This window comes from Pseudomonas sp. 31 R 17 (assembly GCF_900004915.1).
In the GTDB taxonomy this organism is placed as follows: Bacteria; Pseudomonadota; Gammaproteobacteria; order Pseudomonadales; family Pseudomonadaceae; genus Aquipseudomonas; species Aquipseudomonas orientalis_A.
Genome location: NZ_CVTN01000065.1, coordinates 1 through 24,310, shown reverse-complemented (window position 1 = coordinate 24,310; position 24,310 = coordinate 1). Strand labels below are relative to the sequence as shown.

Below are 24,310 nucleotides of genomic sequence, written 5' to 3'. Positions count from 1 at the left end.
TCATTTGGCGTCTTTATTGACCGTGTTGAGCAGGAATTTACCGATCAAGTCTTCAAGTACCAACGACGACTGTGTGTCGTGGATTGTCGAACCATCCTTGAGCAGGGCTGTTTCCCCGCCAACGCTGAGACCGATGTACTTCTCGCCCAGCAGACCCGCAGTGAGGATGGATGCGGTGGAGTCCGTCGGCAGATTATCCACCTTCTTGTCCACTTGCATCGTCACTCGCCCGGTGAAGCTGTCGCGATCCAGATCGATTGCCGTGACCTTGCCGACGGTTACGCCAGCCATGGTCACTTTAGCTCTGACCGTCAAACCGGCGATATTGTCGAAGTACGCATAAAGTTTATAAGTGTCGGCGGTGGGGCTGGCCGACAGGCCACTGACCCGCAGGGCCAGCAACAGTAAAGCCAGGATGCCAGCCAGCAAGAAAAGGCCGACACCGATTTCCACAGTGCGGTTTTGCATCAGAAATCTCCAAACATCAAGGCAGTCAAAATGAAGTCAAGGCCCAGTACCGCCAGCGAGGCGTACACAACGGTCTTGGTGGTGGCGCGACTGATCCCTTCTGAAGTGGGTTCACAGTCATAGCCTTGGAATACGGCGATCCAGGTCACTACAAAGGCGAAGACGATGCTCTTTATGATGCCGTTGAGCACGTCGCCCGTGAAGGTCACGCTGTTTTGCATGTTGGCCCAGTAGGAACCGTCATAGACGCCCAACCAGTCCACCGCCACCCACGAACCGCCCCAGATTCCGACCACGCTGAAGATCATCGCCAGCAGCGGCAGGGAAATGAAGCCGGCCCACAGGCGCGGGGCAACAATGTACTTGAGCGGGTCCACGCCGATCATTTCCAGGCTGGACAGCTGTTCGGTGGACTTCATGTTGCCGATTTCGGCGGTCAGCGCCGAACCGGCACGCCCGGCGAACAACAACGCAGTGACCACCGGCCCCAGTTCACGCAACAGCGTCAGGGCGACCATCTGCCCTACCGCCTGCTCGGAACCGTAGCTGGACAGAATGTTGAAGCCTTGCAGCGCCAGCACCATGCCGATGAACACCCCGGAGACCACGATGATCACCAGGGACATCACGCCAACCGCATGCAGTTGCTTGAGCAGCAAGCCAAAGCCGCCACCGATGCCGCCGCGGCCGAGAAGGGCGTGGAACAGGAAAATAGTCGAACGCCCGAGGACTTCGACGATGTCGATGCCCGAGCGACCGAAAAGGCGAACCTTCTCGATAATAGATGTTTTGCGCATCAGCGCTTCCCCAGGAGATCTGCGCGGTAGTCCGCTGCCGGAAAGTGAAAAGGCACCGGGCCATCGGGATCGCCGGTCATGAATTGACGAATGCGCGGGTTATCGGCGTTCATCAGCTCTTCCGGCGTCCCCTGCCCCAGCACCTGGCCATCCCCCACGACATAGAGGTAGTCGGCGATGCTCGCGGTTTCGGCCAGGTCGTGGGACACCACGATGCTGGTGATCCCCAATGCGTCGTTGAGCAGGCGGATCAGGCGCACCAGCACGCCCATGGCGATCGGGTCCTGGCCCACGAACGGCTCGTCATACATGAGGATCTGCGGGTCCAGTGCGATGGCTCGCGCCAGGGCGACGCGGCGCTTCATGCCGCCGGACAATTCGTCAGGCATCAGGTCGATGGCCCCGCGAAGCCCTACCGCCTGCAGTTTGAGCAGCACAATGTCCCGAATCATCTCATCGGACAGCTGGGTGTGCACCCGCAGCGGGAACGCAACGTTTTCGAACACATCGAGATCGGTAAACAACGCGCCGCTCTGGAACAGGACCCCCATGTGCTTGCGCGCATCGAACAGATCACTGCGCGACAGGGTCGGCAGGTTCTGGCCGTTGACCCACACTTCGCCGGCACTGGGGCGCAATTGCATGCCCATCAGGCGCAGCAAGGTGGTCTTGCCGCAACCGGAAGGCCCCATGATGCCCGTGACTTTTCCGCGAGGAATGCGAATATCGACGTTATTGAAGATGCTGCGCGTACCGCGCTTGAAGGAAAGGCCCTTCAGCTCGACCGCGTAGGCGTTATCGGCACTCATCTAATCTCCTTGGGATGCAGCCTTTCACTCAGACACCATGTATGCGACTTTCGTTTACCGCGGATGCGCAAATGTTTGCGCCATGGGTTGGGCGGACCGAACTGGCCGCGAACTATATCACTGCTGGTACAGCGCCCCCAAGGCCGGAACAGTGCTTGTTCAGATTCAGGACAGCGAAAAAAACGTAGCGGGTTGTGATATTGAGACGAATCCGGGAGACCTTCGGAATAAAGCCTGACGAACTTGCGTGAGGGAATTGATCATTACCGCTATAATCGCCGACTTTTCGTCAGGCTATACGATTTCAGACATGAGCCAATCCAGCGACCTTATTCAATCCGCACAACGCACCATCCGCCTCGAGCTGGAAGCCGTAGAAGGTTTGCTGGCCCATATCGACGCAGATTTCGTACGCGCCTGCGAGATGATTCTGGCCAGCAAAGGCCGCGTTGTCGTGGTTGGCATGGGCAAATCCGGCCACATCGGCAACAAGATCGCCGCGACGCTGGCAAGCACCGGCACCACGGCGTTCTTCGTGCACCCGGCCGAGGCCAGTCACGGCGATATGGGCATGATCACCCGGGATGACGTGATTCTGGCACTGTCCAACTCGGGCACCACCAACGAAATCGTGACCCTGCTGCCGCTGATCAAGCGCCTGGGCATCAAGCTGATCAGCGTCACCGGCAACCCGGACTCGACGCTGGCCAAGGCCGCCGAAGTGAACCTGAACGTTCATGTCGCCCATGAAGCCTGCCCACTGAACCTGGCGCCCACCTCCTCCACGACCGCCGCGCTGGTCATGGGCGACGCCCTGGCGGTGGCACTGCTGGAGGCCCGCGGGTTCACGGCTGAAGATTTTGCTTTTTCCCACCCCGGCGGCGCCCTGGGCCGTCGCTTGCTGCTGAAAGTGGAAAACGTCATGCATGCGGGCGATGAATTGCCCCATGTACAACGCGGCACCCTGCTCAAGGATGCGCTGATGGAAATGACCCGCAAGGGCCTGGGCATGACCGTGATCCTGGAAGCCGACGGGCGACTGGCCGGCGTGTTCACCGACGGCGATTTGCGTCGTACCCTGGACCGCACCATCGACATCCACACCGCGACCATCGATGCCGTGATGACGCCCCACGGCAAGACCGCCCGCCCCGAGATGCTGGCGGCCGAAGCCCTGAAGATCATGGAAGACCACAAGATCGGCGCGCTGGTGGTGGTCGATGACAATGATCGCCCGATCGGCGCCCTGAACATGCACGACTTGTTGCGTGCAGGAGTGATGTAAATGACCAGCGACCTGTTGCAACGCGGTAAACACATCAAGTTGGCGATATTCGACGTCGATGGCGTGCTGACCGATGGCCGCCTGTACTTCCTCGAAGACGGCAGCGAATTCAAGACATTCAATACACTCGACGGCCAGGGCATCAAAATGTTGATGGCCGCCGGCGTGCAAACCGCGATTATCAGTGGTCGAAAGACCCCCGTTGTGGAACGCCGCGCACAAAACCTGGGGATTGCTCACCTGTATCAGGGCCGCGAGGATAAACTGGTGGTGCTGGACGAGCTTCTTGGCCAACTCAACCTAAGCTATGAACAGGTCGCCTATCTGGGTGACGACCTGCCTGACCTGCCGGTGATCCGCCGGGTAGGCCTGGGCATGGCCGTCGCCAATGCTGCAGCGTTTGTGCGTGAACATGCCCATGGCATTACCACCGCCCGGGGCGGCGAGGGTGCCGCCCGCGAGTTCTGCGAATTGATCCTGCGTGCCCAGGGCAGTCTTGAAGCGGCCCACGCCGCCTACCTATAGAGCCTTATATGCTGAGCAAAAAGATTCGCAACTTTCTGTTATTCGGAGTCATCGCCGCGCTGTTCCTCGCGGTGGGCTACTGGAATATCAGCCCGGAGCGCTTTCTCGACAAACCTGTCGTGCAGGTTGATGAAAGCATCATCGATAACTTCGCCACCAACACCCACACCGTGCAGTTCCTGCCCGATGGCAAGGTGCAGTACGTGCTGGCTTCCGACAAGGTCGAGCGCTTGAAGGCCTCGGAAGTCAGCCTGCTGACCAATCCGGACCTGAACCTCTACCGTGGCACCGAACTGCCGTGGCATGTCACCAGCCTGCGTGGCGAGGTCAATCCGGACGGCACCCAGATCGAACTGATCGACTCGGTACGCGTCGCACGTACAGACGCGCAGAAGCGTGACACCATCATTACCAGCAGTCGCATGACGGTATTCCCACAACAGCAATATGCGCAGACCGAGCAAGACGTTAGAATCGACGGCGCTGGCGGTGTATCGACTGGCAAGGGAATGAAAGCGTATTTGAAAGAAAGCAGGATACACCTGCTATCGAACGTAAGAGGACAGTATGAGGCTCGTTAAAACCCTCCCTATTTTGCTCGGTCTGGGCGCAGCACTGGGAAGCGTGAGCGCCTGGGCTCTGCCGAACGATAGCCAGCAACCGATCCACATCTCGGCTGACGATGCGCAGCTGGATGACAAACAAGGCGTCGCAACCTACACAGGTGGCGTCATCATCACCCAGGGCTCGATGAAGATCACCGGCAACACGGTGACCCTGACGCGTACCCAGGCCGGCGATATCGATGTCGTGACCTCGGTGGGCAACCTGGCTTACTTCGAGCAGCAACAAAAGGCGGAAGACCCAGGCCCGATGAAGGGCTACGGCAAGACCATTCAATACCATGCCCAGCAAAATCGCATCGTATTGATTGACCAGGCCAAGGTACTCAGTGCCGACGGCAACTCGACCGAAGGCGAGAAAATCGTCTACAACACCAAGACCCAGGTCGCCCAGGCCGGTCGCGCCAATGGCAACAAGCTCAGCACACCTCGCCCACGGATCGACATGGTCATCCAGCCGAAGAAGAAGGCCGAGTAATGGCAACCCTGAAAGCCCAGCATCTGGCCAAGGCCTATAAAAGCCGTCAGGTGGTACGCGATGTGAGCCTGTCGATCGACAGCGGCCAGATCGTCGGCTTGCTCGGCCCCAACGGCGCCGGCAAAACTACCTGCTTCTATATGATCGTCGGGCTGGTCCAGGCGGACCAGGGACGCGTATTGATCGACGACCTGGACGTCAGCCACCAGCCAATGCACGGCCGTGCGCGCGCAGGTATCGGCTATCTTCCCCAGGAGGCGTCGATCTTCCGCAAACTGTCGGTGGCCGACAACATCATGGCGATCCTCGAGACCCGCAAGGAACTCGACCGCGATGGCCGCCGCCAGGAGCTGGAAAGCCTGCTGCAGGAATTCCACATCAACCACATTCGCGACAACCTCGGCATGAGCCTGTCCGGGGGTGAGCGTCGTCGTGTGGAAATCGCCCGCGCCCTGGCAACCGCGCCGAAATTCATCCTGCTGGACGAACCGTTTGCCGGTGTCGACCCGATCTCGGTGGGCGATATCAAGCAGATCATCCATCACCTCAAGGCCAAGGGCATTGGTGTGTTGATCACCGACCACAACGTGCGTGAAACCCTCGATATCTGCGAAACCGCTTACATCGTCAATGATGGGCAACTGATCGCCGAAGGTGATTCCGCGACGATCCTGGCCAACGAGCTGGTGAAAGAAGTTTACCTGGGTCACGAGTTCCGCCTGTAGACACGGTGATATCGGGCCATTGGCAAGAGTGCGAGCGAGTCAATGAAAACCTCGGTTTTTTTATTGTTACCGCGCTCTAGGCAAAGGCCCTGATTTCAGGCATATAATTTGCTTATGTTTGGCGCTCACGCGCCCTGTCGTGGATGGCGCATTGCGCCGGCGAATAAGGTGTTAAGCCCCTGCCATGAAACCATCGCTAGTCCTGAGAATGGGCCAGCAGCTGACGATGACACCGCAGCTGCAACAGGCCATCCGCCTACTCCAATTGTCGACCCTGGACCTGCAACAGGAAATCCAGGAGGCCCTGGAGTCCAATCCGATGCTCGAACGCCAGGAAGAAGGCGACGACTTCGACAACACAGACCCTCTGGCCGACAACATCGAGCAAAAGCCCAATCCCGACGTGCAGGAACCGTCCTATCAGGAAACCGCCCCTACGGTGGATAACCTCGAGGACGGCGAATGGAACGAACGCATTCCCAACGAGCTGCCCGTGGATACCGCCTGGGAAGACGTGTACCAGACCAGCGCCAGCAGCCTGCCCAGCAATGATGATGACGAATGGGACTTCACCACCCGTACGTCCGTCGGCGAGAGTCTGCAGAGTCACCTGTTGTGGCAACTGAACCTGGCGCCGATGTCCGACACCGATCGCCTGATCGCCGTTACCCTGATCGATTGCATCAACAACCAGGGTTACCTGGACGAGACGCTGGAAGAAATTCTTGAGGCGTTCGACCCGGAGCTGGATATCGAGATGGACGAGATCGAAGCCGTCCTGCACCGCATCCAGCAATTCGAGCCCGCCGGGATTGGCGCCCGCACGCTCAGCGAGTGCCTGTTGCTGCAACTGCGCCAACTGCCGGCCAAGACAACCTGGCTGGCTGAAGCCAAGCGCCTGGTCAGCGACTACATCGACCTGCTGGGCAGCCGCGACTACAGCCAGCTGATGCGTCGCATGAAACTCAAGGAAGACGAGCTGCGCCAGGTCATCGAGCTGGTGCAGAGCCTCAACCCTCGCCCAGGCTCGCAGATCGAGTCCAGCGAAGCCGAGTACGTCGTGCCTGACGTGATCGTGCGCAAGGACAACGAGCGCTGGCTGGTGGAATTGAACCAGGAGTCGGTGCCACGCCTGCGGGTCAACCCGCAATATGCCGGTTTCGTGCGCCGCGCCGATACCAGCGCCGACAATACCTTCATGCGCAACCAGTTGCAGGAAGCGCGCTGGTTCATCAAGAGCCTGCAAAGCCGCAACGAAACCCTGATGAAAGTCGCCACCCAGATCGTCGAGCACCAGCGCGGCTTCCTGGAATATGGCGACGAAGCCATGAAACCGCTGGTGCTGCATGACATCGCCGAGGCCGTCGGCATGCATGAATCGACGATTTCACGGGTGACCACGCAAAAATTCATGCATACCCCACGGGGCATATATGAGCTGAAATACTTTTTCTCCAGCCACGTAAGCACCTCCGAAGGCGGCGAATGCTCGTCCACGGCGATCCGCGCGATCATCAAAAAACTGGTTGCCGCGGAAAATCAGAAAAAGCCGTTGAGTGACAGCAAGATCGCTGGTTTACTGGAGGCACAAGGCATTCAGGTCGCCCGTCGAACCGTCGCCAAGTACCGCGAGTCCCTCGGGATCGCGCCTTCCAGCGAGCGTAAGCGTTTGATGTGACGGGCGGGGCATAGCGTTCCAGTGGCAGGCGCTTTTCGCCTGCCGCTTTATGCACTGGCAACGAAGGAGAAGCTGTATGCAAGTCAACATCAGTGGACACCATGTAGAAGTCACCCCTCCAATGCGCGAATACGTCGAACTGAAGCTGAAGAAGCTTGAAGGACATTTCGACAAGATCACCAACGTGCAGGTCATCATGAAGGTCGACAAGCTTCAGCAGAAAATCGAAGCGACCCTGCAGATACCCGGTGGCGAAGTGGTTGCTAATGCCGAGCATGAAGACATGTATGCATCGATCGACTTGCTCACCGACAAGCTTGACCGCCAACTCAAAAAGCATAAGGAAAAGAATCTGCACCTGATGCAAGGTACAGGTCGTTAACCCTCCCCCATGATCCAACTTCAAACCATCCTGACCCCCGGCCGTTCCCTCGTGAACGTGCCGGGCGGCAGCAAGAAGAAAGCCCTCGAGCAAATTGCCAATCTGATCAGCAGCCAAGTGCCTGAACTGGAGATGCAAGATGTATTCGAGGCGCTGATTGCCCGTGAAAAACTCGGTTCGACCGGTTTTGGCAACGGCATCGCCATCCCCCACTGCCGCCTCAAAGGCTGCGAAACACCGGTCAGCGCTTTGCTGCACCTGGATCACCCTATCGATTTCGATGCCATCGACGGCGCCCCGGTCGACCTGCTGTTCGTTCTGCTGGTCCCACAAGCCGCCACCGATGCCCACCTGGAGCTGCTCCGGCAGATCGCCAGCATGCTCGACCGTAAGGAAGTGCGCGACAAATTGCGCAGCGCCAGCAGTAACGAGGCGCTGTATCAGGTCGTCCTGGATGAGCAAAGCGGGCAGTAATCATGCGTTTGATCATCGTCAGCGGCCGTTCCGGCTCGGGTAAGAGCACTGCGCTTAACGTTCTTGAAGACAGCGGCTTCTATTGCATCGACAACCTGCCCGCCGGCTTGCTGCCGGAATTGGCGGAACGCGCCCTGATCCACACCGAACTGGCGCAACCGCTGGTCGCTGTGTCGATCGACGCCCGTAACCTGCCCAGCCACCTCTCACGGTTCCCCGAACTGCTTGAGGAGGTGCGCGCCAAGCATATTCATTGCGACGTGCTGTACCTGGACGCCGACGAGGAAACCCTGCTCAAGCGGTTCTCCGAAACCCGTCGACGTCACCCGCTCAGCAGCGCCAACCGTTCCCTGGCCGAAGCCATCGAGGACGAAACCAAACTGCTGGGGCCGATCATCGATCTGGCCGACCTCAAGATCAACACCACCAACCTGAACCTGTACCAACTGCGCGATGCGATCAAGCTGCGATTGCTGAACCAGCCGGAGCCTGGCACGGCGTTTCTGGTCGAGTCGTTTGGCTTCAAGCGCGGCATGCCGGTGGACGCCGACCTGGTGTTCGACGTGCGCTGCCTGCCCAATCCCTATTGGAAACCGGAGTTGCGCGATCAGTCCGGGCTTGACCAACCCGTGATCGACTACCTGGCGGCACAACCGGATGTGGAAGATATGTTCCAGGATATCTCCACCTACCTGCTCAAATGGTTGCCGCGCTTTGCTGCCAGCAACCGCGCCTATGTCACCATTGCCATCGGCTGCACCGGCGGCCACCACCGTTCCGTCTATCTGACGGAGCGACTGGGCCAGGTGCTGCAACAAACCCTCAAGAACGTCCAGGTTCGCCACCGCGACCTTAGCTGAAAGGAACACCACTGCGATGCCGGCTCGGGAAATTGAAATCATCAACAAGCTGGGCTTGCACGCCCGCGCATCAGCCAAGTTTGTCGGTGTCGCCGGGCAGTTCCCCTGCCAGATCCGCGCCGGGCGTGACCCTGAATCGATGGTCGACGGCAAGAGCATCATGGCAATGATGATGCTCGCTGCAGGCAAGGGCACTAAAATCCATCTGAAAACCGAGGGTGAACAAGAGCAGGAAGCGATGGACGCGTTAGTCGCGCTGATCAACAACTACTTCGACGAGGGCGAATAACGCCTTCCTCTTGCGGGAGCGAACTGGCTCGCTCCTGCTATCCCAACGCCGTATCCATCACCATCATCAAGCAAAACCCGATGCACAATCCCAGGCTGGCGAGTTTGTCGTGACCGTTGCGGCGTGACTCAGGGATGACCTCATGGGTCACCACCAGCAGCATCGCCCCTGCAGCGAGTGCCAGGCCCAAGGGCAGCAGCACTTCGGCAAGGCTCACCAACCACGCGCATAACACGGCAAAGACGGGCTCGACCAATCCCGACGCGGCGCCAATCAGAAACGCCTTGATCCGCGACATCCCCGCCCCTGCCAATACCAGCGCAATCACCAGGCCTTCCGGTACGTCCTGCAGGGCAATGCCCATGGCGAGGCTGTCGGCATCCGCCATGCCGCCGCCGGCAGAAACACCTACGGCCATGCCTTCCGGGATGTTGTGGGCAATGATGGCGAACACAAAGAGCCAGATACGCGGCGGGATCACCGGCTTATCCGGCGTGCCCACCAGCATTTCCGGACTGGCGCCCGAGACCTTGCGGTCGACAAGATACAGCCCGAACGCCCCCAGCATGATGCCGAAGCTGATCAAGCCTCCCGCCCCCCAGGGTGTGAGCCCGAGGTTTTCTGCGGCGGCAATCCCCGGCACCACCAGCGAAAAGGCGGTCGCCGCCAGCATGACACCCGCACCAAAACCCAGCAGGGTGTCGCTCAACGCCGCCGGCATACGGCGAATCACCAGCACCGGCACCGCGCCCAGCGCAGTACCAAGCGCACAGATCGCCCCGCCCTGCAGCGCTCGCAAGATGCGCGGCTCCAGGTCGAGCCAGGCCAGGCCATGAGCCACCAGCAATGCCGTACCGACTAATAGAAGCAGGGAGCCAAATGCGTAGCGAAATAATCGCACGCTGCTGATCGCCAGTGTTTCAGTGCCCATGGTCGGCCTTAGGTCTTGTTGTGGAGTGAATATCAGGCCAATGCAGCCTGGTAGCGTGCGGCAACCTCGGGCCAGTTGATGACGCTATAGAATGCATTGATGTACTCCGGTCGTCGGTTTTGATACAGCAGGTAGTAGGCGTGTTCCCAGACGTCCAGGCCGAGGATCGGCGTATTGCCGCTCATCAACGGGCTATCCTGATTACCGCTGCTTTCCACCACCAAGGTCTTTTGCGGGGTCACACTCAACCAGGCCCAGCCGCTGCCGAAGCGGGTCAACGCCGCCTTGGTAAAAGCCTCCTTGAAGCTGTCGAAGCCCCCCAACTGCTCGTCGATGGCCCGGCCCAGAACACCTTCGGGTTTTCCGCCACCCGTCGGCGACATGACCGCCCAGAACAACGAGTGGTTGGCATGGCCGCCTCCCTGGTTGACCACGGCAGTGCGCAATTTCTCCGGGAGTTTTTCAACGCTGGACACCAGCTTCTCCACCGGCCAGCCCGCGAACTCAGTGCCCTCGACCGCAGCATTGAGATTATTGATGTACGTCTGGTGGTGCTTGGTGTAGTGAATTTCCATGGTTTGCGCATCGATATGGGGTTCGAGGGCGTCAAAGGCATAAGGCAGGGCCGGCAGGGTGTAGGTCATATCAATGTGCTCCATATTGAGAGGGGGTCGGTTGCCTCGCAGCACCGCCCAGCAAACGATGGGTGCGCGGGTATTCGCCGTGATCGCTGATGAAATTCAACAGTTCGACATAGGTTTTGCTGCTCTGGCGCAGCGCGGCCTCACGCAACTGCGGACTGAGCCGTGGGTCCTGCATGGTCTGCAGCAGCCGTTGGTGAATGGCGCAGAGGTATTCCGCGCTTTCCTCAGGCTGGTTGAGACGCAAGTGCAGGTCTGCCAGGTTGTGGTGGGAGATAACGCAAGCCGCCACCGCCTCATCGGCATCCGCCCAGCGTTCGAACAACACTTGGGCCAGGGCCAGGGCTTGCAGGTAGGCCTCGCGGGCGTCAACCAACTCGCCCGCCATAAAGCAGCGATTGGCCCGTTCGATCGTGCGTTTCCAGTGCTCCATGGTGAACCTCCAAAGCGGGGTCGATGATCACACGCCGCCAGCCGTGAGCTTTTCCGGGTCCAGCAGGACTTCCAGTTGGCTGCGCGGCAGGTCGGTGTGTTCGAGGGCGACATCGATCACCGGACGGCCCTGCTGATAAGCCTGCTTGGCGATTTCGGCGGCCTTTTGGTAACCAATGATCGGGTTGAGGGCGGTGACCAGAATCGGGTTGCGCGACAATGCTTCCTTGAGCTTCGCTTCGTTGACCTTGAAGCTGGCGATGGCCTTGTCTGCCAGCAAACGGCTGGCGCTGGCCAGCAGCTCCAGGCTGCTGAGCAGGTTCTGGGCGATGATCGGCAGCATCACGTTCAGTTCGAAGTTGCCCGATTGGCCGGCCACGGTAATCACCGTATCGTTGCCGATGACTTGCGCGGCCACCATGGCCGTGGCCTCGGGGATTACCGGATTGACCTTGCCCGGCATGATCGAAGAACCCGGCTGCAGCGCCTCCAGTTCGATTTCGCCCAGACCAGCCAGCGGGCCGGAGTTCATCCAGCGCAGGTCATTGGCGATTTTCATCAGCGACACCGCAGTGGCTTTCAACTGGCCGGAGACGGCGACGGCGGTGTCCTGGGAGCCAATCAACGCAAACAGGTTCCTGCCCGGCGTAAACTTCACCTGGGTCAGGTGGCTCAGGTGCCCGCTGAAGCGTGCGGCAAACTCAGGGTGGGCGTTGATGCCGGTGCCTACGGCCGTGCCACCCTGGGCCAGCGCCTGCAGCGCCGGCAACAGGTCCTGCAAGTGGCCGATATTGGCCTTGAGTTGCTGCGCCCAGCCATTGAGCACCTGGCTCATGCGCACAGGCATGGCATCCATCAAGTGGGTGCGCCCGGTCTTGATGAACGGGTGAACCGCTTCGGCTTTTTGCTCGATCACCTGCACCAGGTGCAGCAAGGCCGGCAGCGTCTGCTCGTGCAGCACCAGCGCGGCGCTGACATGAATGGTGGTAGGAATGATGTCGTTACTGCTTTGCCCGCAGTTGACGTGGTCGTTGGGGTTTACCACCTCGCCCAGCAAGCGACTGGCCAGGGTTGCAATCACTTCGTTGGCGTTCATGTTGGAACTGGTACCGGAGCCGGTCTGGAAAATATCCACCGGGAAGTGCTGCATGTAGTCGCCTTCCAACAGACCCTGGGCGGCATCGACAATGGCCTTGCCCTGCCCTTCGCTGATTTGCTTGAGGTCGACGTTGGCCCTGGCTGCGGCGGCTTTGGCCAGGATGAGCGCGCGAACGAATTGCGCCGGCATGCGCTGATGGCTGATCGGAAAGTTATTCACCGCGCGCTGGGTTTGCGCGCCGTACAGGGCTTCGGCGGGGACTTGCAGTTCGCCCATGCTGTCGCGTTCGATACGGGTGTTACTCATCATTTGATCCTTGCACCAGGTCGGAGAAAGAGAGGGATGGCAGCAATTGGCAGGTCGCCAACTGCCAGGCAAACGCCTGCCAGCGCTTGAGCCGGCAGGCGCAGTGGGAGAGTTTTTCCAGGTCACGCAGCGGGCGCCAGGCCTGGTCCAGGCACAGGGCGCGCCAATGCCACGGCAGCGCGATATCGTTGGCGGTGTCGATGAGCAGGCGAAATGAGGTTTCGGCGATGGTCCACGGGTGCGTCGCGGTGCAACACGCCAGGTACCGTCCCTCATTGAGGTAATGTTCGATCAGGCGAGGTTCATTGGGATCGAGCCCGCAACGGATCTGCCGACTCATCCAGCGCCAACTTTCCAGGTACGGGTCCTCACGCAAGACAGAACTCATGATCCACACTCATCCAGTAATGATATTCATTATTAAATGATATTGAGAATCAAAACAAGAACAGTGGGTCGATCCTGCCTCACAGAGCCACAAAAAAAGGCGCGCCATCATCAAGATGGCGCGCCTTTTTGATGAAGCGTCGCAGGTCAGCTGCCGGCGACAGTCATCCGTTCAATCAACACGGAGCCGGTGCGGATATTGCTGCGCAGCTCCAGATCGTTACCCACGGCAACGATCTGCTTGAACATGTCGCGCATGTTGCCGGCGATCGTCACTTCCTGGACGGCGAACTGAATCTCGCCGTTTTCCACCCAGAATCCCGCCGCACCACGGGAATAGTCACCCGTCACCATGTTCAGGCCGTGGCCCATCAATTCGGTCACCAACAGGCCGCGACCCATGCGACGCAACAGCGCCGCCTGGTCTTCATCGCCGTGGGTCACAAACAGGTTATGGACGCCGCCGGAGTTGGCGGTGCTCGGCAGGCCAAGCTTGCGGCCCGCGTAGGTGCCCAATACATAAGACACCAACTCACCTTTCTCGACGAACGGCTTGGCGTAAGTGGCCAGGCCATCGCCGTCGAACGAGGCGCTGCCCATGGCACGCATGAGGTGCGGACGCTCATCGATGGTCAGCCATTCAGGAAACAGCTGCTGGCCGATCGCGCCTTCCAGGAACGAAGATTTGCGATAGAGGTTGCCGCCGGAAATCGCCCCGAGGAAACTGCCGAACAAACCACCGGCCAGTTCGGCGGAAAACAGCACCGGCACCTCGCATGTAGGTACCGGGCGCGCGCCCAGGCGACTGGCTGCACGCTGCGCAGCACGCTGGCCAATGCTTACCGGGTCTGCCAGCAACTCACCCTGGCGATTCACGTCATACCAGTAATCCCGCTGCATCTGGCCATTGGCTTCAGCGATCATCACGCAGCTCAGGCTGTGACGGGTGGACGCATACCCCCCGATAAAACCATGGCTGTTGCCGTACACACGGCAACCCTGATGGGTGCTCAACGTGGTGCCGTCGGCATTCTTGATGCGAGCATCGGCGTCGAACGCTGCCGCTTCGCAGGTCAGCGCCTGCTCGATGGCTTGCTCGGGCGTGATGTCCCAGGCGTGGAACAGATCGAAATCCTGCAAGTCCTTGGCCATCAACGCTTTGTCGGCCAAGCCCGAGCTTTCATCCTCGGAGGTGTGCTTGGCGATTGCCAACGCAGCGGCGACGGTCTCGCGAATCGCCTCCGGGCCGCTGGCCGACGTGCTGGCCGAGCCCTTGCGCTGGCCCACGTACAAGGTAATGCCGAACCCCTGGTCGCGGTTGAATTCGACGGTTTCCACTTCCCGCTGACGTACCGACGTCGACAGCCCCTGCTCCAGCGACACCGCTACTTCACAGGCGCTGGCCCCCTGGCGCTTGGCCTCGGCAAGGATCTGCTCGACTTGTTCCTGCAGTGCCGGTAACGCTTGCGGACCGACGCTTTGGGCTGCACTCATGGTTTTCTCCACTCAAATTCTGCTCTCGGTTAAGGCCATCGAGCGACCGGGCCGGACAAGCGGCCCCCGACTGGTTATCATGGCGGCGTTTCTTTGCGGACTGCCACCATGGTTGATTCTTACGACGACTCCCTCGATGGGGAGAAAAGCAAAACCCAGGTCAAACGCGAGCTGCATGCTCTGGTTGACCTTGGCGAGCGCCTTACAACGCTCAAGAAAGACTTGATTGCCAAACTGCCACTGACCGACGAAATGCGCCGGGCCTTGGCCGATGCGCCTAAGCACACCGCGAATATCGCGCGCAAACGGCACATCATGTTTATCGGCAAGCTGATGCGCGATCAGGACACTGACGCCATTCTGGCCTTGCTCGATCAAACCGATGCCTCCACTCGCCAGTACAACGAACGCTTCCATAACCTGGAGCGCTGGCGTGACCGCCTGATCTCGGGCGATGACGCCGTGCTGGAAAAATTCGTATTGGACTATCCGGAAGCGGACCGCCAGCAATTGCGCTCCCTGATCCGTCAGGCCCAACACGAACAGGCGCATAACAAGGCGCCTGCCACCAGCCGTAAAATCTTCAAATACATCCGTGAGCTGGACGAGACTCAACGCGGTCTGCGCTGATCCTCTTCCCCGGGTGGCGGCCTTCGCCACCCGAAGCTCCACGGCTTACGACCCCGTGCCACCCACGGTGATCGCATCGATTTTCAAGGTTGGCTGGCCCACGCCCACCGGCACCGACTGCCCATCCTTCCCGCACGTGCCCACGCCGCTGTCCAGCGACAGGTCGTTACCGACCATCGACACCTTGCTCATGGCCTCCGGCCCATTACCGATCAATGTCGCGCCCTTGACCGGTGCGGTAATCTTGCCGTCTTCGATCAAGTACGCCTCGCTGGTGGAGAACACGAACTTGCCGCTGGTGATATCCACCTGCCCGCCACCGAGGTTGGCGCAGTAGATCCCGCGCTTCACCGAGGCAATGATTTCTGCCGGATCGCTTTCACCACCGAGCATGTAGGTGTTGGTCATGCGTGGCATCGGCAGGTGGGCATAGGATTCGCGGCGACCGTTGCCGGTGCGCGCCACGCCCATCAGCCGGGCGTTGAGCTTGTCCTGCATGTAGCCCTTGAGCACGCCGTTTTCGATCAGGGTGGTGCACTCCGTCGGCGTGCCCTCGTCATCCACACTCAACGAACCCCGGCGACCCGCCAGGGTGCCGTCATCGACAATGGTGCACAGCTTGGATGCGACCCTCTCGCCCATGCGCCCGCTGTAGGCCGAGCTGCCCTTGCGGTTGAAGTCGCCTTCCAGCCCATGCCCTACGGCTTCGTGCAGCAACACACCGGACCAGCCTGAGCCCAGCACCACCGGCAAGGTACCGGCCGGCGCGGGAATCGCTTCCAGGTTGACCAGTGCCTGGCGCAGCGCTTCACGGGCGTAACCCATGGCGCGGTCTTCAGCGAGGAAATAACGGTAGTCGGTACGCCCGCCGCCGCCATGGCCACCGCGTTCGCGGCGACCGTTCTGCTCGACGATCACACTGACGTTGAAACGCACCAGTGGCCGTACATCCGCCGCCAGCCCGCCGTCGGTGGACGCGACAAGGATGCGCTCCCACACGCCGGCCATGCTCACGGTGACCTGCTGGATACGCGGGTCGAGGGCACGAGTAGCCGCGTCAACACGCTTGAGCAGCTCGACCTTTTCCGCGCGGCTGATCACTTCCAGCGGATTATCCGGCGCGTACAACTGAGCCACGTCCTGGGTACTGAACGCCTGCACCGTGCCGTTCTGGCCCGCGCGGGAAATCGAGCGCGCCGCACGCGCCGCCAGGCCCAGGGCCTCCAGGGTAATGGCGTTGCTGTAGGCAAAACCGGTTTTTTCGCCCGATTGCGCGCGAACCCCTACACCCTGGTCAAGGTTGAAACTGCCTTCCTTGACGATGCCGTCTTCCAGCGCCCAGGACTCGGAAATCTGCCCCTGGAAATACAGGTCGGCCGCGTCGATCCCCGGTCCGGCCAGATCGCCCAGCACGGTTTGCAGATTTTCGATGGTCACGCCACCGGGTGCCAGGAGATGTTCACTGACTGAGGACAACAACTCGCTCATAGGTTTGGCCTTAAATTCATCGTTCTGAAGCAGGTCGCTGTGCGCCCTGCGAGAAAAAGCGCCGGTGGTTGACCACCGGCATGCGCGCCCGTATCGACGCCTGTTCACTGCTGTCGCGTTCGGCCACCAGCACCGCTTCGCCTTGATCCTGCTGAGTCAATATGCGCCCCCAGGGGTCGATAATCGCCGCGTGTCCATGGGTTTCCCGTGGCCCCGGGTGCACACCGCCCTGGGCGGCCGCCAGCAGGTAACACTGGGTTTCGATGGCCCGCGCGCGAATCAGCACATCCCAATGCGCAGCCCCGGTCACCGCTGTAAAAGCCGAGGGCGCACTGATCAACTCAGCCCCCGCCGCACGCAACTCGCTGTACAACTCGGGGAAGCGCAGGTCGTAACACACCGTCAGCCCCAGGCGCCCCACGGGCGTATCCGCCACGACGACATTGCTTCCGAAAGCATAGTCGTCGGATTCGCGATAGCGACCTCGGGCGTCCGCTACATCCACGTCGAACAAGTGCAGCTTGTCGTAACGAGCGACGACTTCACCACGGTCGTCAATCAGCAGCGAGCAGGCGTTGGGCTTGGCGTCCGGTTGATCCCCGGGTGGCAACGGTATTGTGCCCGCCACTATCCATAAGGTGAGGTCGCGGGCGGTCTGTTTCAACCAGGGCAGGATCGGACCTTCACCCATTGCCTCGGCGCGACCGATATCGGCCATGTCACGGCGGCCCATGGCGGCAAAGTTCTCCGGCAGTACCGCGAGCCTGGCGCCATCCGCCGCCGCGCGTTCCAGCAGGCGGCGTGCCTGGGCCAGGTTAGCCGGCACATCACTCTGGCTGACCATTTGAATTACCGCAAAGGACATGGGCCGACACTCCGTAAAGGGCATGCGACCATGCTACTCCACAGCCTCTCAGTTTGGCTTTTCAAATGGCTTGTCGAAGGTGATTTTCGGGTCTTTCCATGGGCCTTGCACGGTGTACTGCACGCTGGCGAAGCGCGATACCCGGTCGCCAATCAACTTGTCGATCAGGAACAACGCACCGCCAATGGCCGGCGCGCCGACGATCAACGCCGCGATGGGCAGGTTGTTGGTGACCGGCAGGGTCACCAGCAACTTGGCATCGACGCGATCCGCCACCAGGTCCAGGGTGCCATTGAGCTCAAGGTTGGTGGACGGTCCGGTCATGGTGATGGGCTCACGGGTCACGAACACACCGTCACTGGCCGCCAGCAAACCCTTGACCCGGTCATAGCTCAAGCCCTTGCCGAGCAAGTCGGAGAAGTCCAGGCGCAAACGGCGGCCAATGGAATTGAAGTTAAGCAGGCCGAACACTCGCAGCGCCTGGGCGCCACCCTCCACTTCCACGAACTGGCCTCTACGGAACGCTGCATCCAGGCTACCGGAGAATCGCTTGGGCCCGACCCAGGCGGGCGAGCCCGGCCAGCGACCATCCACGTCCAGATGAAAGTCCTCGCTGGTCACCGTGGGCGCAAACCCCCACCCCTTGAGCACGTCGGCAATGTTCTTGCCGTCCAGTCGTCCCTTGTACCAACTGCTGCTTTCCCCTGGCGCGCCTTCCCAACCACCGGCACCGTTGAGTTGCATGCCCTTGAGGCCCAGGTTCAGGTTGTTGAAGGCCAGGCCCCTGGCGGTCGGGCGGATTTTCAGCGACCACGCGCCCACCAGGTCCGAGCCCTGGAACAGTTGGTCGATGGTGATATCCAGCGCGGGAATCTCCTTGGGGTCGACATCGGCCAACGGGTCCGGCGCGTTCTCGTCAGCCTGCACGGTAGGGTCCACGGCGGGCAGCTTCACGTATTGCAGGTTGACGGCAATGGGCGCGCCCTTGGCATCCGGCAGATTCACCGTGCCCTTGGCTTGCTGGCTGTCGAACTGCAGGCCCCAGGCCACGGGCTTGCGATCCAGCTGCAGTTTGACCTGGTCGAATTGAGTACCAAAGCCGGTCAGCTTGCCCACCTTGAAATCGGCGCCACTGAGCAGTTGTTTGGCACTGCCGCCCGGGTCGTTACCCGCGTAACGGTTCGCGAGTTTTTTCCACGGGTCGATATCCAGTTCTGAGAGCACCCCGCGAACGCGCAGCCCCTTGGCGCCGGGCAATACCGCATCGCCATTGCCGAGGAACAATTCGCCGCGCCCATCATTGAAGTTATCCGACGGCGCCGCAAAGGTGAAATTGGCCAGCTCACCGTAATCAAACCAGTAACGCCGCTCGGCGCCCTGCAAGGTCATGCGGAACGTACTGTCACGGCCCTGGCTCGCCGGCATGCCGAATGGCGCCGGCAGATCCACCGCAACGCCCTTGAGATTGGAGTCGACCATCAGCTGACTGTCCGCGCCGTCCAGGATGACTTGCAACTGGTACGGGATATCGCCGGACACCGGCAACGGCTGGCTGATTTTCAACCAGTCCGTGAGCCGCTTGACCGTGACCTGCCCCTTGGCGGTGACGCGGGTGCTAATGGCGCCGGGCTTGCCTTCGGCAAAAATCTGCGCGGTGATCGGGCGGTCAAACGCCTGGGCCGAAATATTCTGGCCGCTCAAGCCCTTGGCGCTGTCGAAACGGAAATCACCCTTGAGCTGTGTCAGGTCCAGGGTGGGCTCCGCCAATTGCAGGCGCGCCTTGTCGGTCTTGAAGTCGACCACGATTTTGGGTTCGGTGCCCTTGGCCAGGGGCACATCCAGGTCCAGGCTGCCTTGCAGGTTGCCCTCGCCCTTCCAGCCCGCAAAGGTGGAAGCGGTGCCGATCGGGGCTTCCTGGAGGATTTTCAGACCATCGCCCAACCCACCGGAGAATCCGCCGGTGAGCAGCAGGTGGCTGTCTTGGCCGGCCGGCGCGTGGGGGATATTGACGTAGACGTCCTTGACCTGGGTATCGAGCAACTGCCCCTTGCTGGCCAGGATGCGCACGCCGCTCTCCTCGACAAATACCTCACCCTTGACCTTGCTCACATGGGGCCAGCCCGGCTGGAACGCCAACTCGGCATCGTGCACCTTGAAGAACAGGCTGATATTGCGTGAAGCCGGCAGCGCGTTGTGGCTCAGCGAGCCCTGGTACTGGAAGAATCCTTCGTCTACCGCGCCTTTGAGGATCGCCGTGCGCAACCACTCATCCAGCGCCGGGCTCAACACGGCGGGCAGATACTTGGGGGTGAAACGACCATCGCCATCGACCATGCCGACCCGCAGGTCCATGTAGTCCTCCTGGCTATGGTCGAAATGCAGGCGAATCAGGAAGTCCGCAGCGACCTTGCCTTCCTCCCCCAGCACCTTGATATACGGTGCGATGAGCGTGAAGCCCTGTTTGTCCAGCGTCCAGGTCAGGCGCGCATTGGCCTGGATGTACTGCCACGGCTTGGCGAAGATCGGCGACAGATGCAGTGAAAAGTCCTTGCTGTCCATGCGCAACTCGCCATGGCCCAGGTCGCCGCTGATGCTGCCGGACACATTGCGCGCGGCCGGTGCGCCGAAATACGCGTCAAAACCGACACGCTCAAGGTTGGCGGCAAAACTGACTTTCCGATCGGTGCTGTCCTGTGGGCGGAAGTCCACGAGCACATTGCGCAACAGGCCGGTGGCTTTGAGGTGCTCGACGGCCTTGGCGAAACCTTCCGGCAGCGGTGCCAAGGCATTGAGCAAGGGCGTGATAGGGGTCAGGTCGAGCCGGTCGGCCTGAAGTTTCCACACTTCCTGATCTTTATCGGTCGCCAGGTTCTGCTGCAGTTGCAGGCGTGATTCCCAGCGGGTTTCGCCGATATTCATCGCCAGCGAATCAAACAGCACCTTGAGGCCGCCGTCGCTGCGTTGCACATAAGCGGTCAGGGCGAGGTTCTCGATGTGTACCGGCTTACGCTCGGCGTAGCTGCCCTTGACTTGCGGTGAATCGAGGCGCACCACGGCGCTTTGTACGGTGCCGTTGGCCCAGTTGAGCCAGAACTCGCCGCCGGCCTTGAGCTGGGTGAGCTTCCATTGCTGGGTCAGCCGGGACGGAATCCACTTGGCCCAGTCGCTTTGAGGCAGGCTCAGGTAGGCCTCGACCTCGGCGTCTTTCCATTGGCTGGCGCGCATGCGGCTGCGCAGGCTCAAGGCCAGCGGCTGGCCGTCGGGTAATGTCAGGCGCGCGTCCACGCGTTGCCGGGTCGTGCCGGTGTGCAGGTTCAGGCCTACATACGTCACGGTCACCGGCGCGCGGTCGAACGGTTGCAGCGTCACCTGGCTGTCCAGCACCGATACGCGCTTGACCATTTGCATGCGGGTGAGCAGTTGCTCCGGGTCCAGTGGCTGGTCGTCCTGTATGGGCAGGCCTTGCAGCGCCCAGTGACCGTCCTTGTCTTCCTTGACGCTCAACTGCAAGCCGCTGACTTGCAGGTGGGCGATGCGCACTTCGCGAGCCATCAGGCTGGCCCAGAGGTCCGGCACCACCTCAACCTGGTCCAGCCGCAACGCACTGCTGCCCTCGCCAACCATCACGTCATGGGCCAGCAGTATCGGCGCAAAACCGCTCCAGCGGCCTTCGAGGCTGCCAATATGCACAGGCATCTGTACGGCAACCTGGGCCTTGGCTTCGACTTCAGCGCGGTATTCGGCCACCAGCGGGGTCAATTCACGGCCCAGGCTCACGTACACCGCCGCCACTACCAGCAGCAACGCACACAGGCCCAGTCCCCAACGGGTCAAAGCGGCAAAAAAGCGTATCAGACGCTCCATGTCAGGCGACCCTCAAGGCAGTGGTCGGACCACAGGTCTGCGCCTGTCGGTCTCGAAAAGAGAAAGCGAATGGGGATCAGAGCAGCACCACGTCGTATTGTTCCTGGGAGTACATGGTTTCGACCTGAAAACGAATGGTGCGCCCGATAAAGCCCTCCAGTTCAGCGACGTTACCCGACTCTTCATCCAGCAGGCGGTCCACCACTTTCTGGTTGGCGAGCACTCTATAACCTTCGGCCTGGTAGGCGCGTGCCTCCCGTAGAATTTCGCGGAAAATCTCGTAGCAAACCGTTTCCGGGGTTTTCAACTTGCCGCGGCCCTGGCAACTGCTGCAGGGCTCGCACAGCACTTGTTCAAGGCTTTCGCGGGTGCGCTTGCGGGTCATCTGCACCAGGCCGAGCTCGGTGATGCCAATGATGTTGGTCTTGGCGTGGTCGCGCTCCAGCTGCTTTTCGAGGGTGCGCAGGACCTGGCGCTGGTGCTCGCCATCTTCCATGTCGATGAAGTCGATGATGATGATGCCGCCCAGGTTGCGCAGGCGCAGTTGGCGCGCAATCGCGGTGGCCGCTTCGAGGTTGGTCTTGAAGATGGTTTCTTCGAGGTTGCGGTGGCCCACGAACGCGCCGGTGTTGACGTCAATGGTGGTCATGGCTTCCGCCGGGTCCACCACCAGATAGCCGCCGGATTTGAGCGGGACCTTGCGCTCCAGGGCTTTCTGGATTTCGTCTTCGACGCCATACAGGTCGAAGATCGGCCGCTCGCCCGGATAGTGCTCCAGGCGGTCGGCAATTTCCGGCATCAGCTCGGCGACAAATTGCGTGGTGCGCTGGAAGGTTTCCCGCGAGTCGATGCGAATTTTCTCGATCTTCGGGCTGACCAGATCGCGCAAGGTACGCAACGCCAGGCCAAGGTCTTCATAGATCACGCTGGGCGCGCCAATGGTCTGGATCTGCGCCGCGATCTGGTCCCACAGCCGCCGCAGGTAGCGGATATCCATCAGGATTTCATCGGCGCCCGCGCCTTCGGCGGCGGTGCGCAGGATAAAACCACCGGCTTCCTTGATGCCTTCGGCGGCCACGCAGTCGCTGACCACCTTCTTCAGTCGCTCGCGCTCGGCTTCATCTTCGATCTTGAGGGAAATCCCCACATGGGCGGTACGCGGCATATACACCAGGTACCGCGAAGGAATCGACAGTTGAGTGGTGAGCCGGGCGCCCTTGGAGCCGATGGGGTCCTTGGTGACCTGCACCACCAGGCTCTGCCCTTCGTGCACCAGGGCGCTGATGCTTTCCACCGCCGGGCCTTCGCGCAGGGAAATTTCCGAGGCATGGATAAACGCGGCGCGGTCCAGGCCGATGTCGACGAAGGCCGCCTGCATGCCCGGTAATACGCGTACCACCTTGCCTTTATAGATATTGCCGACGATCCCGCGCTTCTGGGTACGTTCCACATGCACTTCTTGCAGAACACCGTTCTCTACCACCGCCACGCGCGATTCCATCGGCGTGATATTGATCAGAATCTCTTCACTCATGGCTGGGTCTCGTTCAGGCGTTTTCACAATAGTGACCGACCGCTAATGGCTTGGCGCGAAAGTAGAAGCGCTCAGCACGCGTTAAGGTTTTGCCAACAGGGTATGCCGAATTGGCCCAGCAGTTGCGCGGTTTCGCACACCGGCAGGCCGACCACGGCGGAATAGCTGCCATTGAGCCCGCTCACGAACACCGAGCCAAGCCCCTGGATAGCATAGCCGCCAGCCTTGTCCCGGGGTTCGCCGCTGTGCCAGTAGGCCGTCGCTTCTTGGACAGAAATGTCGCGAAAAATGACTCGGCTGCTGACACACCGGGTTTCACAGCGCTGGCCGTCGGTCAGGGCAACGGCCGTGAGGACTTCATGCTCACGCCCTGCCAGGGCCATCAACATGGCCAAGGCATCGGCCTGATCCACCGGCTTGCCAAGGATCTTGCCATCGACGATAACCGCCGTGTCGGCGCCCAATACGCAGATGCCTGTGGTTTGCTCGAGCGCAGCCAAACCCGCCGCGGCCTTGCTTCGCGCGAGGCGCTCGACATAAGCCACAGGGGTTTCGTGTGTGAGAGGCGTTTCATCGATGGCGGCGCTGACCACGGTGAAAGGCACACCGATCTGGGTCAACAACTCACGTCGCCGCGGGGAGCCCGAGGCCAGATAAAGCATATTCACTGCAGACTCTCCCTGTAGGGTTCGATAACCAGGCAGAGCCTCGCAATCCATCAATTGATTTTATAGCGACGACGTAACCCACGCAGGCCGAAACTGACCCAGGGCCACAGCAATGCGCTGACCAGCGCCGGCAATACCAGTGCCAGGGTGGGCTGGCGATTGCCGGTCAAGGCACTGAGCCAGAGTTGAACAAGCTGCGCCAGGCCGAAGATCACCAGGATCACCAGGCACTGCTGCCACATCGGGAACATGCGCAAGCGCTGCTGCAACGACAGCACCAGGAACGTAATAAGGGTCAGGATCAGTGCATTCTGGCCCAGCAAGGTGCCATAGAGCACATCCTCCGCCAAGCCCAGGCACATCGCCGTGACCATGCCCACTTTGTGCGGCAGGTTCAACGACCAGAACGCCAACAGCAGGGCCAGCCACAGCGGCCGCAGAATTTCCATGAATTGCGGCAGCGGTGAAACGCTGAGCAGCAAGCCGATGGCAAAGGTCAGCCAGACAATCCAGCCATTGCGCGATTGAGTGCTGGCCATTATTCCTCCCTCTGCCGCGTTGTGGCCGGGGCGGTGGTC

26 protein-coding genes are annotated in these 24,310 nt (G+C 60.6%); 11 read left to right on the top strand and 15 right to left on the bottom strand.

Annotated elements, in window-relative coordinates; all coding sequences use genetic code 11:
• From mlaD to BFP89_RS12415, 3 genes are read right to left on the bottom strand one after another with little or no spacing between them, the layout of a single operon-like run.
• Nucleotides 1–468, bottom strand: a complete 468-nt coding sequence (gene mlaD, locus BFP89_RS12425; protein WP_065885792.1) for an outer membrane lipid asymmetry maintenance protein MlaD — start codon at nucleotides 466–468, stop codon at nucleotides 1–3.
• Nucleotides 468–1,265, bottom strand: a complete 798-nt coding sequence (gene mlaE / locus BFP89_RS12420; protein ID WP_057724578.1) for a lipid asymmetry maintenance ABC transporter permease subunit MlaE — start codon at nucleotides 1,263–1,265, stop codon at nucleotides 468–470. The genes mlaD and mlaE overlap by 1 nt, the downstream gene beginning before the upstream one ends.
• Nucleotides 1,265–2,074 (bottom strand): ATP-binding cassette domain-containing protein, encoded by an 810-nt coding sequence (locus BFP89_RS12415; RefSeq protein WP_057724577.1) that lies wholly within the window; start codon nucleotides 2,072–2,074, stop codon nucleotides 1,265–1,267. The genes mlaE and BFP89_RS12415 overlap by 1 nt, the downstream gene beginning before the upstream one ends.
• 310 nt (nucleotides 2,075–2,384) lie before the next feature.
• Here BFP89_RS12415 and BFP89_RS12410 point away from each other — a divergent pair, with 310 nt between their 5' ends.
• From BFP89_RS12410 to BFP89_RS12365, 10 genes are all read left to right on the top strand, one after another.
• A complete protein-coding gene (locus tag BFP89_RS12410) occupies nucleotides 2,385–3,359 on the top strand; it encodes a KpsF/GutQ family sugar-phosphate isomerase (RefSeq protein ID WP_065885791.1) in 975 nt (324 codons plus the stop codon).
• Nucleotides 3,360–3,884, top strand: coding sequence for a KdsC family phosphatase (locus tag BFP89_RS12405; RefSeq protein WP_003171809.1), 525 nt, complete (start codon nucleotides 3,360–3,362; stop codon nucleotides 3,882–3,884).
• Nucleotides 3,885–3,892: 8 nt separating this feature from the next.
• Complete coding sequence (lptC, locus tag BFP89_RS12400) at nucleotides 3,893–4,465, top strand: LPS export ABC transporter periplasmic protein LptC (RefSeq protein WP_065885790.1); 573 nt, start codon at nucleotides 3,893–3,895, stop codon at nucleotides 4,463–4,465.
• Nucleotides 4,452–4,985, top strand: coding sequence for a lipopolysaccharide transport periplasmic protein LptA (lptA, locus tag BFP89_RS12395; protein WP_065885789.1), 534 nt, complete (start codon nucleotides 4,452–4,454; stop codon nucleotides 4,983–4,985). The genes lptC and lptA overlap by 14 nt, the downstream gene beginning before the upstream one ends.
• Nucleotides 4,985–5,710, top strand: a complete 726-nt coding sequence (gene lptB / locus BFP89_RS12390) for an LPS export ABC transporter ATP-binding protein (protein WP_004372092.1) — start codon at nucleotides 4,985–4,987, stop codon at nucleotides 5,708–5,710. The genes lptA and lptB overlap by 1 nt, the downstream gene beginning before the upstream one ends.
• A gap of 184 nt (nucleotides 5,711–5,894) precedes the next feature.
• The gene (locus tag BFP89_RS12385) at nucleotides 5,895–7,388 is read left to right on the top strand and encodes an RNA polymerase factor sigma-54 (protein ID WP_065885788.1); all 1,494 of its coding nucleotides are present in this window, start codon (nucleotides 5,895–5,897) and stop codon (nucleotides 7,386–7,388) included.
• A 76-nt stretch (nucleotides 7,389–7,464) separates the two neighbouring features.
• On the top strand, nucleotides 7,465–7,770 hold the full coding sequence (hpf, locus tag BFP89_RS12380) for a ribosome hibernation-promoting factor, HPF/YfiA family (RefSeq protein WP_065885787.1): 306 nt from the start codon (nucleotides 7,465–7,467) through the stop codon (nucleotides 7,768–7,770).
• 9 nt (nucleotides 7,771–7,779) lie between these two features.
• Nucleotides 7,780–8,244: a PTS IIA-like nitrogen regulatory protein PtsN gene (gene ptsN, locus BFP89_RS12375; RefSeq protein ID WP_065885786.1), complete on the top strand. Its 465-nt coding sequence runs from the start codon at nucleotides 7,780–7,782 to the stop codon at nucleotides 8,242–8,244.
• 2 nt (nucleotides 8,245–8,246) lie between these two features.
• Nucleotides 8,247–9,104, top strand: coding sequence for an RNase adapter RapZ (rapZ, locus tag BFP89_RS12370; RefSeq protein ID WP_065885785.1), 858 nt, complete (start codon nucleotides 8,247–8,249; stop codon nucleotides 9,102–9,104).
• A gap of 16 nt (nucleotides 9,105–9,120) precedes the next feature.
• On the top strand, nucleotides 9,121–9,393 hold the full coding sequence (locus BFP89_RS12365) for an HPr family phosphocarrier protein (protein WP_065885784.1): 273 nt from the start codon (nucleotides 9,121–9,123) through the stop codon (nucleotides 9,391–9,393).
• A gap of 37 nt (nucleotides 9,394–9,430) precedes the next feature.
• Here BFP89_RS12365 and BFP89_RS12360 read toward each other — a convergent pair whose 3' ends face one another.
• The 6 genes from BFP89_RS12360 to pmbA all read right to left on the bottom strand — a co-directional run bounded on the left by BFP89_RS12360 (nucleotide 9,431) and on the right by pmbA (nucleotide 14,683).
• Complete coding sequence (locus tag BFP89_RS12360; protein WP_065885783.1) at nucleotides 9,431–10,324, bottom strand: ZIP family metal transporter; 894 nt, start codon at nucleotides 10,322–10,324, stop codon at nucleotides 9,431–9,433.
• 32 nt (nucleotides 10,325–10,356) lie between these two features.
• Nucleotides 10,357–10,968 carry a superoxide dismutase gene (locus BFP89_RS12355; RefSeq protein WP_065885782.1) on the bottom strand — a complete coding sequence of 204 codons (612 nt, stop codon included), beginning with the start codon at nucleotides 10,966–10,968 and terminating at the stop codon, nucleotides 10,357–10,359.
• Between the two features lies 1 nt (nucleotide 10,969).
• On the bottom strand, nucleotides 10,970–11,398 hold the full coding sequence (locus BFP89_RS12350) for a hypothetical protein (RefSeq protein WP_065885781.1): 429 nt from the start codon (nucleotides 11,396–11,398) through the stop codon (nucleotides 10,970–10,972).
• Nucleotides 11,399–11,425: 27 nt separating this feature from the next.
• Nucleotides 11,426–12,802: a class II fumarate hydratase gene (locus BFP89_RS12345; protein ID WP_065885780.1), complete on the bottom strand. Its 1,377-nt coding sequence runs from the start codon at nucleotides 12,800–12,802 to the stop codon at nucleotides 11,426–11,428.
• Nucleotides 12,795–13,190 (bottom strand): FagA protein, encoded by a 396-nt coding sequence (locus tag BFP89_RS12340; protein ID WP_065885779.1) that lies wholly within the window; start codon nucleotides 13,188–13,190, stop codon nucleotides 12,795–12,797. Before BFP89_RS12340 ends, BFP89_RS12345 begins: the two co-directional genes overlap by 8 nt.
• Nucleotides 13,191–13,336: 146 nt before the next feature.
• Nucleotides 13,337–14,683 (bottom strand): metalloprotease PmbA, encoded by a 1,347-nt coding sequence (gene pmbA / locus BFP89_RS12335; RefSeq protein ID WP_065885778.1) that lies wholly within the window; start codon nucleotides 14,681–14,683, stop codon nucleotides 13,337–13,339.
• 108 nt (nucleotides 14,684–14,791) lie between these two features.
• Between pmbA and yjgA the strand changes: the two genes are divergently transcribed.
• Nucleotides 14,792–15,313 (top strand): ribosome biogenesis factor YjgA, encoded by a 522-nt coding sequence (gene yjgA / locus BFP89_RS12330; RefSeq protein WP_065885777.1) that lies wholly within the window; start codon nucleotides 14,792–14,794, stop codon nucleotides 15,311–15,313.
• A gap of 45 nt (nucleotides 15,314–15,358) precedes the next feature.
• On the opposite strand, the gene tldD is transcribed toward yjgA, so the two are convergent.
• The 6 genes from tldD to mreD form a co-directional block, all read right to left on the bottom strand.
• Nucleotides 15,359–16,801, bottom strand: coding sequence for a metalloprotease TldD (gene tldD, locus BFP89_RS12325; RefSeq protein ID WP_057724563.1), 1,443 nt, complete (start codon nucleotides 16,799–16,801; stop codon nucleotides 15,359–15,361).
• Nucleotides 16,802–16,817: 16 nt separating this feature from the next.
• Complete coding sequence (locus tag BFP89_RS12320; protein ID WP_065885776.1) at nucleotides 16,818–17,666, bottom strand: carbon-nitrogen hydrolase family protein; 849 nt, start codon at nucleotides 17,664–17,666, stop codon at nucleotides 16,818–16,820.
• A 48-nt stretch (nucleotides 17,667–17,714) separates the two neighbouring features.
• On the bottom strand, nucleotides 17,715–21,530 hold the full coding sequence (locus BFP89_RS12315) for a YhdP family protein (protein WP_065885775.1): 3,816 nt from the start codon (nucleotides 21,528–21,530) through the stop codon (nucleotides 17,715–17,717).
• A gap of 76 nt (nucleotides 21,531–21,606) precedes the next feature.
• Nucleotides 21,607–23,064, bottom strand: coding sequence for a ribonuclease G (gene rng / locus BFP89_RS12310; protein ID WP_065885774.1), 1,458 nt, complete (start codon nucleotides 23,062–23,064; stop codon nucleotides 21,607–21,609).
• A gap of 71 nt (nucleotides 23,065–23,135) precedes the next feature.
• Entirely contained in the window at nucleotides 23,136–23,732 is a 597-nt protein-coding gene (locus BFP89_RS12305) for a Maf family protein (RefSeq protein WP_065885773.1), read from the bottom strand.
• A gap of 50 nt (nucleotides 23,733–23,782) precedes the next feature.
• Entirely contained in the window at nucleotides 23,783–24,271 is a 489-nt protein-coding gene (mreD, locus tag BFP89_RS12300) for a rod shape-determining protein MreD (RefSeq protein ID WP_065885772.1), read from the bottom strand.
• Nucleotides 24,272–24,310: the final 39 nt, after the last annotated feature.

Bases quoted from the DNA above. Each gene is read 5' to 3' on its own strand.
- mlaD (WP_065885792.1), bottom strand. From the start codon at position 468: ATGCAAAACCGCACTGTGGAAATCGGTGTCGGCCTTTTCTTGCTGGCT.
- mlaE (WP_057724578.1), bottom strand. From the start codon at position 1,265: ATGCGCAAAACATCTATTATCGAGAAGGTTCGCCTTTTCGGTCGCTCG.
- BFP89_RS12415 (WP_057724577.1), bottom strand. From the start codon at position 2,074: ATGAGTGCCGATAACGCCTACGCGGTCGAGCTGAAGGGCCTTTCCTTC.
- BFP89_RS12410 (WP_065885791.1), top strand. From the start codon at position 2,385: ATGAGCCAATCCAGCGACCTTATTCAATCCGCACAACGCACCATCCGC.
- BFP89_RS12405 (WP_003171809.1), top strand. From the start codon at position 3,360: ATGACCAGCGACCTGTTGCAACGCGGTAAACACATCAAGTTGGCGATA.
- lptC (WP_065885790.1), top strand. From the start codon at position 3,893: ATGCTGAGCAAAAAGATTCGCAACTTTCTGTTATTCGGAGTCATCGCC.
- lptA (WP_065885789.1), top strand. From the start codon at position 4,452: ATGAGGCTCGTTAAAACCCTCCCTATTTTGCTCGGTCTGGGCGCAGCA.
- lptB (WP_004372092.1), top strand. From the start codon at position 4,985: ATGGCAACCCTGAAAGCCCAGCATCTGGCCAAGGCCTATAAAAGCCGT.
- BFP89_RS12385 (WP_065885788.1), top strand. From the start codon at position 5,895: ATGAAACCATCGCTAGTCCTGAGAATGGGCCAGCAGCTGACGATGACA.
- hpf (WP_065885787.1), top strand. From the start codon at position 7,465: ATGCAAGTCAACATCAGTGGACACCATGTAGAAGTCACCCCTCCAATG.
- ptsN (WP_065885786.1), top strand. From the start codon at position 7,780: ATGATCCAACTTCAAACCATCCTGACCCCCGGCCGTTCCCTCGTGAAC.
- rapZ (WP_065885785.1), top strand. From the start codon at position 8,247: ATGCGTTTGATCATCGTCAGCGGCCGTTCCGGCTCGGGTAAGAGCACT.
- BFP89_RS12365 (WP_065885784.1), top strand. From the start codon at position 9,121: ATGCCGGCTCGGGAAATTGAAATCATCAACAAGCTGGGCTTGCACGCC.
- BFP89_RS12360 (WP_065885783.1), bottom strand. From the start codon at position 10,324: ATGGGCACTGAAACACTGGCGATCAGCAGCGTGCGATTATTTCGCTAC.
- BFP89_RS12355 (WP_065885782.1), bottom strand. From the start codon at position 10,968: ATGACCTACACCCTGCCGGCCCTGCCTTATGCCTTTGACGCCCTCGAA.
- BFP89_RS12350 (WP_065885781.1), bottom strand. From the start codon at position 11,398: ATGGAGCACTGGAAACGCACGATCGAACGGGCCAATCGCTGCTTTATG.
- BFP89_RS12345 (WP_065885780.1), bottom strand. From the start codon at position 12,802: ATGAGTAACACCCGTATCGAACGCGACAGCATGGGCGAACTGCAAGTC.
- BFP89_RS12340 (WP_065885779.1), bottom strand. From the start codon at position 13,190: ATGAGTTCTGTCTTGCGTGAGGACCCGTACCTGGAAAGTTGGCGCTGG.
- pmbA (WP_065885778.1), bottom strand. From the start codon at position 14,683: ATGAGTGCAGCCCAAAGCGTCGGTCCGCAAGCGTTACCGGCACTGCAG.
- yjgA (WP_065885777.1), top strand. From the start codon at position 14,792: ATGGTTGATTCTTACGACGACTCCCTCGATGGGGAGAAAAGCAAAACC.
- tldD (WP_057724563.1), bottom strand. From the start codon at position 16,801: ATGAGCGAGTTGTTGTCCTCAGTCAGTGAACATCTCCTGGCACCCGGT.
- BFP89_RS12320 (WP_065885776.1), bottom strand. From the start codon at position 17,666: ATGTCCTTTGCGGTAATTCAAATGGTCAGCCAGAGTGATGTGCCGGCT.
- BFP89_RS12315 (WP_065885775.1), bottom strand. From the start codon at position 21,530: ATGGAGCGTCTGATACGCTTTTTTGCCGCTTTGACCCGTTGGGGACTG.
- rng (WP_065885774.1), bottom strand. From the start codon at position 23,064: ATGAGTGAAGAGATTCTGATCAATATCACGCCGATGGAATCGCGCGTG.
- mreD (WP_065885772.1), bottom strand. From the start codon at position 24,271: ATGGCCAGCACTCAATCGCGCAATGGCTGGATTGTCTGGCTGACCTTT.